Origin of the sequence: Flagellimonas lutimaris, from assembly GCF_051494225.1 — a bacterium.
Classification (GTDB): domain Bacteria; phylum Bacteroidota; class Bacteroidia; order Flavobacteriales; family Flavobacteriaceae; genus Flagellimonas; species Flagellimonas lutimaris_A.
Map to the genome: position 1 here is coordinate 1 of NZ_JBNPYE010000005.1, position 14027 is coordinate 14027.

8 protein-coding genes are annotated in these 14027 nt (G+C 35.6%); 6 read left to right on the forward strand and 2 right to left on the reverse strand.

All coding sequences use genetic code 11. From position 1 onward, the window contains the following. Positions 1-257: 257 nt before the first annotated feature. Positions 258-1280: a MobB family relaxase gene (gene mobB, locus ACQQ5U_RS11055; protein WP_437397516.1), complete on the forward strand. Its 1023-nt coding sequence runs from the start codon at positions 258-260 to the stop codon at positions 1278-1280. 13 nt (positions 1281-1293) lie between these two features. Here the strand turns inward: mobB and ACQQ5U_RS11060 are convergent, their stop codons facing one another. Then, complete coding sequence (locus ACQQ5U_RS11060; RefSeq protein ID WP_437397518.1) at positions 1294-3948, reverse strand: UvrD-helicase domain-containing protein; 2655 nt, start codon at positions 3946-3948, stop codon at positions 1294-1296. A gap of 350 nt (positions 3949-4298) precedes the next feature. After that, complete coding sequence (locus ACQQ5U_RS11065) at positions 4299-4697, reverse strand: helix-turn-helix domain-containing protein (protein ID WP_437397520.1); 399 nt, start codon at positions 4695-4697, stop codon at positions 4299-4301. Between the two features lie 195 nt (positions 4698-4892). Here ACQQ5U_RS11065 and ACQQ5U_RS11070 point away from each other — a divergent pair, with 195 nt between their 5' ends. From ACQQ5U_RS11070 to ACQQ5U_RS11090, 5 genes are all read left to right on the forward strand, one after another. After that, a complete protein-coding gene (locus ACQQ5U_RS11070; RefSeq protein ID WP_437397521.1) occupies positions 4893-5687 on the forward strand; it encodes an RNA polymerase sigma factor in 795 nt (264 codons plus the stop codon). 1 nt (position 5688) lies between these two features. Then, positions 5689-6786: a hypothetical protein gene (locus ACQQ5U_RS11075; RefSeq protein ID WP_437397523.1), complete on the forward strand. Its 1098-nt coding sequence runs from the start codon at positions 5689-5691 to the stop codon at positions 6784-6786. Between the two features lie 308 nt (positions 6787-7094). Continuing rightward, entirely contained in the window at positions 7095-7283 is a 189-nt protein-coding gene (locus ACQQ5U_RS11080) for a helix-turn-helix transcriptional regulator (protein ID WP_151891647.1), read from the forward strand. A gap of 16 nt (positions 7284-7299) precedes the next feature. Further along, entirely contained in the window at positions 7300-10545 is a 3246-nt protein-coding gene (locus ACQQ5U_RS11085; RefSeq protein WP_437397525.1) for a helicase-related protein, read from the forward strand. Between the two features lie 2 nt (positions 10546-10547). Next, positions 10548-14027 carry an Eco57I restriction-modification methylase domain-containing protein gene (locus ACQQ5U_RS11090; RefSeq protein ID WP_437397527.1) on the forward strand — a complete coding sequence of 1160 codons (3480 nt, stop codon included), beginning with the start codon at positions 10548-10550 and terminating at the stop codon, positions 14025-14027.

Sequence of the window (14027 nt, forward strand, 5' to 3'; positions counted from 1 at the left end):
ACTAAGTTCTACAGCTTTTTCCTTAAACTCTGCAGTGTAATTTCTTTTTTCTCTTGACATTTTTCAAAGTTAATTTTAATAACTAAAACGCTCTTAACTCTATGTCCGGTTAAATATAGTAAGTCCAATAAAAAACGCTGCAATGAAATGCTCCACAATGTGGAGAAGGTGGAGCCTATGATGGGAAAGCCCTATTTAAAAATCAACATGGGCATTGGGGATTTTGAAAGCCTGAAATACCAATTAAGATAACAGCCATGTACCTTACCATCTCAGCACAGAAAATAGGCAGTACCTACAACTCCAGTGTAGGGAACTATGTGGACTATCTGGAAAAGGAGAACGAGGACAGGTCGCCCGAACAAAGGGAGGAATTCTTTGACCAAGAAAATGACAGCGTAAGCCCTCAAACGGTCATCGATGAAATAGATGCCAATACGGCCAAACTAAGGCAGAAGGATCCGAAATTCTATTCCATTGTGGTCAGCCCTAATAAAAGGGAGCTGAAGGCCATTGGGAATGACCCCAATATGCTAAGGGAATACACAAGGAAACTCATGGAGGACTATGCCAAGAGCTTCCATCGCAACCAAGAGGTCAAGGCCGAAAACTTGAAATATTATGCCAAGATAGAGCATGAACGCACCTATCGGGGATTTGATAAACAGGTGCAGGAGAATGCACCATATCGAGGGGAAATAGCAAGGCTCAGGAACGAGATTCGCAAAGTGGAACGGGGCGAATCCATCGGGAATGTCAATGAGCTTGAAAAAAGAATCAAAGAGCAAGAAAGATTGGCCCCACACAAACAGAACGGACAGTTGGTGGCCGCAGGGATGCAAAAGGAAGGGCCACAGACACATATCCATATTATTGTCAGTAGAAGGGACGTAACGAACACCCACACCCTTTCACCAATGGCAAAACATAAAGCATCCGAAGTAGAACTGAACGGAAAGACCATAAAAAGGGGGTTTGACCGGGACGGCTTTTACCAAGCAGCAGAAAAGACCTTTGACAGGACAACAGGGTTCAAGAGGAACTATGTGGAATCCTATGTGGGGAAAAAGGCCCATTCCAAGGAACCGGGGAAGTTCTTTGCCAAGATCATGGGACTGCCCACGAAGGAAAAGGATATGGCCTTTAAACTGCTTAAGACGATGGGTGTCAAAGCTCCCAGTATACCGACTAATAAAATACAAATGGCGGCCAAGATCATCAAGGCCCTTGGAAGGGGTATCGATAAGGCCAGGGGCACAGGTGAGGACATGGGGTATTGAAATCCAATAAGTGTCATAATTTTATTGTACTTCTGCACTTGGGATAATTTGTACACCCTAAAAAGTTCCCGTATATCCCTGTTCTCTTTGTCATAAAACCACTTTTGCAATCGGGACAAAGGAATTTATCCTCTAAAATCTCTATATCGCTAAACGTCTGGCTACAGCTAGGATAATGAGAACATCCTAAAAATTGATTACCATTTCCCTTATTTTGTCGGATAACTAGTTTTCCTGTTTTGCAATAAGGGCAATTTGTAGGATTTAATGTTCCTTCTGAATTGGATAATAAATAATTGTTATCCATCATTAATTCTTCTACAAATAGGGAAGCCTCGGACGGAATTAATAATATAACCTCATTTTTGGTCCTTGTCAATGCAACATAGAATAATCTACGTTCTTCCGCAAATCTATATCCTTCATCCTCACTGAGCAAAAGGGATAAAATAGGGTCGTCCGTCATTTTGTTTGGAAAACCTAGCAAATGATTTCTAAGGTTCAACACTATAACATTCTCTGCTTCCGTACCTTTGGATTTGTGTACGGTAAGGTATTTAATGTCAACATCCTCAAAGCCCTTTACTTCTAGTTTTCCAGATCTTGCAAAGTATTTTACTTTGCTGTTTGGAGTTAGTTTTATCAAGTCGTTGATGTCAAAACCATGCCTGCCCAAGACCAAGATTGATTTATCGCCATATCTGTTTACCAGTAATTGTATTTGGTCAATGAAAGCGTGCTCAATTTCTTCTGGTTTGTAATGAACAAATTTAATGGGGTCATCCAAAGGTTCCTTCCGGGACTTAGGTTTTTTGGGAATCTGCTTGGTGTTTTTCTGTATGTATTTCGAAGTGATATCAATAAGCGATTGTGAATTTCTATAGGTCTGTTCGATTACCAATTGCTCATACTTCCCGACATACTTCCCGAAATTGCTGAACAAGGAAACATCGCTTCCTGCAAAACGATAAATCGATTGCCAATCGTCTCCTACACAAACTAATTTTGCTCCTGATAAAGCCCGAATTTCTTTAATCAAATTAAAACGTGAAAACGAAATATCCTGATATTCGTCAATGATAATATACTCATACGCGTATTGAGGTTTGTTGCTTGATATAACATCAGTAGCTTTATTTATCATATCGTTGAAATCAATCTCATTTCTTTCACTTAGGACATTATTATATTTTTCAAGAATTGGAATCACGAATTTTAAGAACATGTCCTGCCGTTCTAGCATAAAATCACTTTTGATTTTAGTTTTATGAGAAAATAAATTCATCAGCGAATGCTGGTTCAATTGCCTTGATTTGCTCAGGTTTATAAAGCTTTCAATTAGCTTGTTTATTTCTTCGCCGAATTTTTTGCCATTATCGGATACTTTTTCATAAATATCTTTAGCATCCCTTGGCTTTAAGGTAATGTTCTCCATTTCCAACATCTCCCTAAGCTTTTCCAACAAAATGTTGTCTCTATTGTAGTAGGAATACGTTTCTAATAATTTGGTATTATGTGTTACATGCGTTTCCCTTTTTAAATGCATTTCCTCCACATATTTTTGCTCATTAAAAGAGGTGAGCCATTTTGCCTGGTTATGCTCGTCCACACCGAAATGCTCTAAATATATCTCATGGTCAGTTAGATAAAAGTCTGGACGGTACATTGTTTGTCCATAGGGATACGGTTTTTCATATTCATATTCGATACCGTTGAGGTACAAAAAATTAGCTATGGTGAGTTCCTCCACACTTTTTACCCTTTCACCTTGTAGCGTATCCAGTGTGGGGTTTTCAACTATATTCAATGGTTCACATTTTGACTTCAGTGTATGGAAATCAATTCCTTTTTCTGTGTCTAATTTTTCACCGAATGAATCGAATGCGTCATGCTCTTCTGGAATGTTCATATAGCAAGCCACATATTGAATATATGATTGCAATGCTTCCGGATCATTAAAAATGTCGAATTTTAAATACGTTTTGATTACTTCACTTAAGGTATTTTCATTGGTAACGGCAGGAGTGTCAGGATGATATTTTTTGATTATGTCGTAACCTAGTTTATGAAAGGTGGTAGCCTCGGTATCAAGTTCAATCTTTTTTAGTCGCTCATTTAATTCTTCAACTGTTTTTTTGGTAAATGATAGTAATAAAATGTCATTTGGGCTAATGTTTTTCTGTTCAATAAGATATTGGACTTTTCCAAGGATTGTCAACGTTTTTCCGGAACCTGCACCTGCAATTATTAAATTTGAATATTCATCTGTAATCAATGCGTTGCGTTGCTGGTCATCCAGTTTTTTTCCTTCGATATTGTCTAAATAGTGTTTTAGTTTTTCTTTCTGGACTGTGACATAATTTTGGTTGTAACTGACTATATAGTTGTCAAAACTGCCAAAAACTTCATTAAAACGTTTAACGGTTTCTTCTTTTTTGTAAAAGTTGGTTTTGTTTTTGAAGAACTGTCCTACGGTTGAATATTCTGATTTTATTTGGTCGCGTTGTACCCAAGTTACGTAGTCGTTTAATGTTTGTATATGTGCAAGAAATTTAGTGGCCTTCTTTAGATTTCTTAAATATTCAGGGCCTTGGTATTTTTTCTTTTCTAACCATTGTTGAAAAAACAACAACAGTCCTGTAATCAAAATGATACTAGCTATCAACATCGTATTCACAGTTAAGGTCTTGGAATATTTAATGCGGACTAAATTATTATGTGATTTGAACAAATCTGCCCTGCTCTTAAATATAATTACTTTATTCTATCAAGTGGCGACCAAGATTATCAAGACACTTGGAAGGGGTATTGTTAGGGGAATTGAGATTGAAGTTCAACATGTAGGTTGCGCCCTTTCGGGTTTTTGCTTCACGCTTATCTACCTGAACACTACAAAAACCCGATAGGATCCATGCGCAAAAGTTGGGGTAAGAATTTGGGACACTTGCAGCACTTCACTGTGTTTCGTTCGCTTTTTTGAATGAAACTTTTATAAGAAGATTTGGTCAAAGTATAGGGCTATTTCTTGTCCAATAGCTTTTCCAAATAAGCGACCTTATCTTTTTCAGCTTGAACAAGACGTTCGTAGAGTTCAACTACTTTCTCCAAAGGATTGAAAGTAGGGTATGGCCCTTGATTAAAACTATTGCCTTGCGGAGCACTGTTTTCATAAAAATTGTTGAAGTAATTAAAAACAGCTTCTTCTGAAAAATTCTCAATTCCCTCCTTTGTAACTCCCAAAGCCTTTGCAACTTCTTCAAGTTTTTTATCCTCAATGGTTTCACTTTTTTCCAAGGTTGAGACACTCTGCTGACTAATTCCCAGTTCTTCGGCAAGGGTTTCTTGCTTCATTCCCCGGAGTTCTCTGATTCGAGCAATCTTCCGTCCTATATGATTGGTTTTTGTTTCTGTCGGCATAACTTAAAGATATTGATAATATTCTGTTGTCCCCTCCTTTTGGTAAAATACAAGCTACTTCGGGTAATTTACAAGCAATTATGGTGGGTTACACTTTTCTACACGACTAATTTAAACGAAAATTTCAGCTTGGAAAAATTCCAAGCCAAAGAATGAGGAGTTGACCGACACCAAGGAATACCAAAGAACAAACGCATGGAAAGCTACCATACCCTAGAAGAATGCTATGAAGGCCTAAAAAAGGGTTGTTCCAACTCTTTTACGGAAATCTATACTAAATACCACAGACAGATTTTCTGGCTTGGAAAGAGCTTTCTTGGTGATGGTTTTGTTGTGGAAACATTGGTTCAGGATGTATTCTTGAAGTTGTGGGTACATAGAGATACATTGGAATCACCGAAACATATTTATTTTTTCTTGCGGTTTGTTATGAAAAGGGAGTGTATTTCTTACTATACACGCCCAAAGAACAAGTTTTTCAGGAAAGTCCACTCGTTGGAGAGTTATGAGAATTACCAAGACTATATGGTAGGGTATGACCCTAGTGAGCACAAAGACAATATTAAACTACAGGAAGGGGAACAAGAGAAGTTCGAAAGTATCAAACGCGTCCTGCCATTATTGGATGATAGTAAAAGGCATGTAATCAACCTTTGTTTGAAATACGGCTTTCAGTATAAAGCCATTTCCAAAGCAATGGGAAAAGGCATCAATGAAACTTGTAGAGAAATCAAAGAAGCTATTGAAGATATTAAAACCATCCTTAATCAAGGAAATAAGCTCGATTCCGGCAATAACAAGACGGATGAAATCAAGTTCACAGGTGAGATGACCGATGAACAGGCAAGTGTGCTTAAAATGCGTTGTGAACTAAAATATTCCTTTTCCGAAATAGCGAATGAGCTTAACCTCACTCAAAAGGAGGTTCATCAGGAATTCATGATAGCTTATAGGCTGATGGAGGCAAAACATCAATTACAATCGTCCTAACATGGAAAAGTCAACGCTAAAACTCACTCGAAAGATCCAACTGCTGATCGACCTCCCTACAAAAGAAGAGAAAAAAGAGGCCTTGGATAAACTGTACCAGTGGCAGAATCGATGCTTTAGGGCAGCCAACCTAATAGTGACCCATCTTTATGTTCAGGAAATGATAAGGGAATTCTTTTATCTCTCGGAAGGAATAAAATATAAATTGGCAGATGAAAAGAAGGATGAACAAGGAATCCTAAACCGTTCTAGGATCAACACCACCTATCGGGTCGTATCAGACCGTTTCAAAGGAGAAATCCCTACAAACATATTGTCCAATTTGAACCAGACCTTGATTTCATCATTTAAAAAGAACCGACCGGAGTATTGGAACGGTGAACGATCTTTGAAAAACTTCAGGAGGGATATGGCCTTCCCTTTTGACTTGGAGGGTATGAGTGGATTACACTACAACGAAGAGAAAAAAGCTTTCTGCTTCCGCTTATTTCGGATTCCCTTTAAAACCTACTTGGGAAAGGATTTTACGGATAAACGGACATTGTTGGAGCGGGTAGTGGAGGGCAAGACTAAGCTGTGCACATCACACATCAAGCTAAAAGATGGCAAGATTTTCTTATTGGCAGTATTTGAAATTGAAAAAGAGAGCAATCAATTAAGACCGGAGATTATTGCAGAGGCTTCTCTGTCCCTTGAATATCCCATTGTTGTAAAGGTTGGCAAAGCAAGGCTTACCATTGGTACAAAGGAAGAATTTTTATACAGAAGACTGGCGATACAATCGGCACACAGACGGGCAAAGATCGGGGCAACCTATTCCAAATCAGGTAAAGGCATCAAAAGAAAATTGAAGGCAGTTGACAGACTTGGTCAAACGGAACGTAAATATGTCCATAACCGTTTGCATGTCTATAGTCGGAGGTTGATTGATTTTTGTGTTAAACATAGAGCAGGAACCCTCATACTTTTGAATCAGGAGGAAAAAACTGAGATTGCTAAAGAAGAGGGATTTGTATTAAGAAATTGGAGCTATTGTGATTTGATGACCAAAATAAAATATAAGGCCAATAAAGCAGGTCTCGAAGTTATAATTGATTGACAAAACCGATTGAGGGTGCTTGTACACCCGTAAGGTGAGGTCATGGGCACTCACTAAATGCAAACTGCATATACAACGCGTGGGCTCTCTTATTTTAAAGACGGTGCTTGAATTGGAGGCCACGAAAATAAATTTATAACTTTAAAAAATTGAAGGCCTTTTAAAGCTTACTTTCCACAACTAAATCACTTCAAAGTTTAAATATCATTGTGCAAATGAGTGGTTAGGTAAATTGTCTTGATAAAAACACAAAGTAAAACGGTGTGTTTATACAAAGTAAATTCTATATTTAGAATTTAAACTCTCCTATGAATCGTATTAAAGAAGTTTTAGAAGAAAAGGGCATTAAACAAGTATGGTTGGCGGAAAAGCTCGGCAAAAGCTTTAACTCGGTAAATGCCTATGTCCAGAATCGTACTCAACCAAGTTTGGAGGTACTTTATGAAATAGCAGAGATATTAAACGTAAAGGTGACTGATCTTTTAATAGAGAATTAATAGAAGAAGAAATAATATGTCAAATATAGATCAAACAGACTTAACATTTTTCACTAATGAGGATGGCCATAGTTTGTTAAATAGATTTAAGTCAACTTTACGAGATACACAATTGTTCGATGTATTAGTTGGTTATTTCAGATTAAGCGGTTTTCATAGATTATATGATTCTCTAGAGCCTTTGGAGAAAATAAGAATATTAGTTGGGTTAAATGTGGATAAAGATTCTTTTGATATTATTTCACATCAACAAGAAATGGCGATGTTGGATTTAGAATCCCATAAAAGAACCAAGAAAGTATATCAAAAAAACTTACTCGAAGAAATCGAAGACACGGAAGAACCCGAAAACAAACTGCAAGAAGGTATTGAAAAGTTTATTGAGTTTCTAAATGCAGATTGTTCAGACCCAGAAATAGATAAGGCATATCACGGCAATGGTAAAAAGTTAGAAATAAGAGCATATCCTTCTAAAAACATTCACGCTAAAGTTTACATAGGAAAATTTAAACCTGAAGATAGGGATTACGGATTCGTGATTACAGGATCAAGTAATTTCTCTGAATCCGGTTTAATTGCAAATCGTGAATTTAATGTAGAGTTAAGATCAAAGCGAGATGTGTTATTCGCAGAAGACCAATTCAATAAACTGTGGGCTGAATCTGTAGATATTTCAGAAGATTTTATTGATACTATTGAAAATAAAACGTGGTTAAGTGAAAATATCACGCCCTATGAATTGTACTTAAAGTTAATTTATGAATATCTTGAAGAAGATATAAATCTAGAAGATGAGTTCGACCCATTTTTACCTGATGGGTTTATGAAACTCAAATATCAAAGTCAAGCGGCCATTCAAGCAAAAAAAATACTAGATAGGTATAACGGAGTTTTTTTAGCTGATGTAGTAGGTTTAGGTAAAACGTTTATTACAGCCTTATTGTTACAACAGTTAATAGGTAGAACATTGGTGATTTGTCCACCTGTATTAAAAGAATATTGGAAGAATTCTCTTTTTGATTTTGGAATCAGAAGCTTTGAAGTAGAATCACTAGGTAAACTACCTCACATTCTAAAAAAAGGCACAGAGCGTTATGATTATATCGTAGTAGATGAAGCGCACAGGTTTAGAAACGAGGGTACTCAAGCCTACGCAGATTTATTAGAGATTTGTAACAACAAAAAAGTAATTCTTGTTACGGCTACACCGCTTAACAATACCATTAACGACATTTTTGCGCAACTAAAACTATTCCAATCCCCAAAAAACTCAACCATTCCTGGAGTAGTAAATCTCGAAAAGTATTTTGCTGGTTTACGTACACGTTTGAATAAAGTAGATAAAACAGACCCAGAATACAAACATCTTATTAAAGAAATATCAGATGACATTCGTAACAACGTACTGCGTTATGTAATGGTACGTCGTACGCGTAATGATGTTATGACCTATTTTAAAAACGATATGCAAAAACAGGGTTTAGTATTCCCAACACTAAACGACCCAAGTAAAATTGTATATGAATATGAAGGGGATTTAGAAAATATCTTTAAATCTACCATTCAACAACTGTTGGAGTTTACTTATGCACGTTATACACCATTACTGTTTTACAAAGGGAATAAGCAATTAACAGAATTTGAAAAGCAACAACAGCGTAACGTTGGCGGTTTTATGAAAGGTATTCTCGTAAAACGTTTAGAAAGTAGTTTTTTCGCTTTCCGAATGAGTATTACTCGTTTTATTAAGTCTTATGAGAATTTTATCGATATGTATAAATCAGGCACAATCTACATTAGTAAAAAAGTAGATGTATATGATTTATTAGAAAACGATGATATTGATAAACTGGAAGAGCTGGTTAATGAAGATAAAGCGCATAAATACAAATCAGATGATTTTACCAAAAATTACCCTGATTTACTTCAGAAAGACCTTGATATTCTTAAATGCATAAACGAGTTATGGTCAAAAGTTGATGAAGACCCTAAACTGGAAAAGTTTATAGAAGATTTAAAAACCGATAAAACCCTTAAAAAGAATAAGCTTGTCATCTTTACAGAATCCAAAGAAACAGGCGATTATTTATACGAAGCTTTATTAGAGCAGTTTCCAGAGAAAGTAATGTTCTTCTCTAGTAAAGGAGGTAGACATACTAACAATACTTTGTTATCTAATCACAATGTGTCAAGAGATATTATTCAATGTAACTACGACCCAAACCGAAAAAAGAAGGACTGGGTTAATGATATCCAATTCTTAATTACGACTGATGTATTAGCAGAAGGTATCAACTTACACCGTTCAAACGTACTAGTAAATTACGATTTGCCTTGGAATCCTACCCGAGTATTACAGCGTGCTGGTCGTGTAAATCGTTTAGGTAGTGCTTTTCCTTATGTATATATCTACAACTTTTTCCCAACAACACATTCCGATGCCCATTTAGGTCTAGAAGTGAATATCACGAATAAAATCCAAATGTTTCACGATATTTTAGGTGAAGACGCCAAATACTTAAGTGATGGTGAGGAGTTTGGTAGTCAAGAGTTATTCAATACTTTAAATAATAAAAAAGCATATTCAGGAGAAGATGAGATAGGTGATTCCGAATTAAAATATTTAGAAATCATTAGAAACATAAGGGACAACGAAGCCGATTTGTTTGAGCGTATTAAAAGGTTGCCTAAAAAAGCACGTAGTGGTTTTGATGATAAAGAAGTGGAGTTGCAAAAAATGTTGACCTTTTTCCGTATAGGTAAGCTTAAAAAGTTCTATCGGTTTCAAAGCGATAAATCCAATGAGGTCACTTTTTTTGATGCAGTACAAGAGTTAGAGTGTACACCAAAAACGCCAAGAGCTAAAGTCCCAAGAAATTTCTTTACAATGTTGCAAACCAACCGGGCAAAATTCACGCTCGATACCACATCTAAAGAAGAGACAGGCGGAAATAAAGGACGTTCTAATGCCAAATACATTGAAGACCGTATTATAAAAGATAAACTATTTAAAAACTTTAAAGGTTTTACTGAAACCGATGAAGAATTTATTGCAGCTGTAAAGGCAACGCTTAAAGAAGGTAAAATGGCGAAGAAAACAGCTCAAATTGTAAAAAAAGAATTGGAAAAAGTGATAGAGCCTTTACATGTGTTGCAAGTATTACGTAAGTATGGTCGCATTCAGTTGGATATTACCAACAAGGACAATAAAAAGCTTCAGAAAAGAGAAGTCATTCTTTCAGGATATATTATCAATAAGTAATTATGGATAAAATTTCAGCTATAAACCTAATAGACAAAACGTTTAACAATGCGTTTGATGAAGCACAGTTCACATACTTCGTCCAAAACTTGTTAAACGACTTTGAAATAAAACCCAATAAATATAGTGGCAATACCATTTGGGAAGACCAACGCGACCACGTAAGCTACTACAAACGCATTGGTAAATACATAGACCCAGAAGGGGAAGCTTTGGATGTCTTGATTGTTCAGGTAAAGAATGTTTCTAAACTGGAAAGAGCCAGAACAGCATTACGAAACTTTGTTATCAAGCATCTCAATAATTTTGAGAAAGATTATGCTTTAGTGGCGTTTTATTCTAAAGAAGATGAAGGCTTCGATTGGCGTTTTTCTTTTATAAAAATGGAGCATCAATCCTATTTAGACAAAGAAAAGCAAAAAGTAAAAATGCGTAAGGAGTTTACACCTGCGAAGCGTTATTCCTTTCTGGTAGGTAAATATGAGAAATCGTATACCGCAAAAACACAATTGTTACCGCTTTTACAAAACATTGCAAATAACCCAACTATTTCAGAGTTAGAAAAAGCGTTTAGCATAGAACGTGTAACCGATGAGTTTTTTGAACAGTACAAAAGCTTGTACATTAAAGTCTATGAATATTTTAAGAAGCAAGACTTATCTATTTTTCAAGACAGCCAATTAGATGCATCAGGCTTTACCAAAAAGCTATTAGGACAAATTGTATTCTTGTATTTTTTACAGAAAAAAGGGTGGTTAGGTGTACCAAAAAACAAGCGTTGGGGATTTGGTGATAAACACTTTGTGCAAAAACTTTTTGAAAAGGCACAACAAGAAAATGTCAATTTCTTTAAAGATTATTTGCAATACTTGTTTTATGAGGCGTTGGCCAAAGAACGTGATAACGATAATTCGTTTTACCCACGTTTCAACTGTCGTATTCCATTTTTAAATGGTGGTTTGTTTGAAGCACAATACGATTGGAAAAACGCAAATATTAGCATTCCAACAGAACTATTCCGTAACGACGAAAAAAATAACTCTGGGGACGAAGGTACAGGGATTCTAGATGTGTTTGACCGTTACAATTTTACCATTAAAGAAGACGAACCACTCGATAAAGAAGTAGCGGTTGACCCTGAAATGTTAGGTAAGGTCTTCGAAAATATGTTGGAGATTAAAGAACGTAAAAGTAAAGGAGCCTTCTATACGCCGCGTGAAATTGTACACTATATGTGTCAAGAAAGCTTGATACATTACTTGGAAAATGCATTAAATAAAGACAATAACACAGTAGTACTAAAAGAGGATATAGAGCATTACATTCGTGAAGGGCATTTAGCATTAGAAAACGATGTGCGTGTCGCAGAACGTGGCGAGACCAAAACCTATAAATTTTTATTGCCTGAAAGTGTACGTAATAATGCAGATGTTATAGATAAAAAATTAACCGAAATACGCATTTGTGACCCTGCTATTGGTTCTGGGGCATTTCCTGTAGGTTTATTGCACGAGTTGGTAACGGCACAGTTAATATTAAAACCACATTTAAGCTACAATTACTTAAATAATAAATTAAAGGAGTTTGACTTTCACGAAAGAGAAAGCATTAGCGAAAGCCGTTATGTATATCGTTTAAAAAAGCACATTATACAAGAAAGTATTTATGGGGTAGATATAGACCGCTCAGCCATAGATATTGCACGTTTACGTTTATGGTTGTCTTTGGTAGTAGATGAAGACGATTTAGAGCCCATAGAAACCTTACCGAATCTCGATTATAAAATTGTTTGTGGTAACTCGTTAATTGGTATGCCAGATGGTACAATGAGAGATTTAGAGGTAGAGAAAGAACTAGAAGGTTTGAAAGAGGAATTTTATACAGTTACTAACGAGCAACGCAAAAAAACGCTACGCAACAAGATAAACACTAAAATAAGAGAACTTTTAGATACAGCCGAAACTTTTGCTGGTTATAAAATTGATTTTGATTTTAAACTCTACTTTTCTGAAGTATGGCGTGACAAAGGCGGTTTTGATGTGGTGATTGGTAATCCACCATATGTTCAGTTACAGGATAAAGAAAGAATTTCTTCCAATTTATTGAAGTCTTATGGGTTACAAAACTTTAGAACATTTGTAAGGTCTGGAGATATTTATAGCTTATTTTATGAGCAAGGCTTAAAATTGTCATCACCTGTAAAAGGAATATTGTCATATATAACTTCAAATCGATTTTGTTTTACAAATTATGGGGAGTCAACGAGAAAATTTTTATCTGAATATAACTTAAAACAAATTATAAATCTTAACAAGGTAGAGGTATTTAAAGAGGCCAATGTGGGGACCATAATTACGATTGTAGAAAACAATAAATGTAGGAAAGGAAAATTAAGAGCTGGAGAATTCATTAGCTACAATACAAACGTTTCATTTATTGATCAACTCTTTGAACAATCTAAAATAATTGATAGTAAGTATTATAATTCTTCACAATGGGCATTTTATGATGAAACCATCTTAAATCTTAGGGAAAAAATAATCGGGCAAGGGACTCCCTTAAATCAAGTGAAAGACTTATCAATAAACAGAGGCATTACTACTGGATTAAACAATGTCTTTTTAATACCTGTAGAAAAAGCATTTTCTGTATTTAAAAACCAAAAAAGTTTTGAAATTTTAAAGCCAGTTTTCAAAGGCGCAGAGATTAAAAGGTGGAAATGCAAAGAGCATAATTATTACTTGTTTTACACTTATTCAGGAATAAAAATAAGAAACTATCCAGAAGTATTTGAGTATTTGTCTGATTATAAAGAAAAGCTCAGTAATGTTTATGAGGCTAGAAACGGGAAAAAGGAATGGTATGAACTAAGGAAATGTAGGTATTATGATTCTTTTGCAAAAAGAAAAATTATCTGGACGCGACTTTCGAATATAAACTCCTTTGCTATTTCAGAAAACGGTGAATTTTCTATTGATTCTACATCCTTTGCTGTCGGAAAAAATCTTGAATATTATTGCGCAATCCTCAACTCAAGAATAGTCTATTTCTATTTTGTGCTTGGTGGAGTAATATGGGGTAAGGATGGAATTAAATGGTTTGGAGATTATTTCGACAAAATACCTGTGCTACTACCAACAAGTGAGACAGTTAACATTTTTGAAATCCCTTATTTATACCTTAAAACACTTGCTCATAAAGAAGGTTTTAGGTCGCAATTTGATTTTTTTGAAGAATTAATCGATGCGATGGTGTTTGAATTATATTTTCCTACTGAACTGAAATTTTATAAAAAAGAGATTCTAAAACACATTTCAGACCTCAAACCTATTATAGTAGGTATAAGCGAGGAAGAAAAGTTAGGTATTATACAAAGCGAGTATGAGCGTTTATATCACCCAGACCATCCCGTACGCTACGCTATAGAAACTTTAGATAGTATAGAAGAGGTTCGTATTATTAGAGAGGCTTTAAAATCGTAA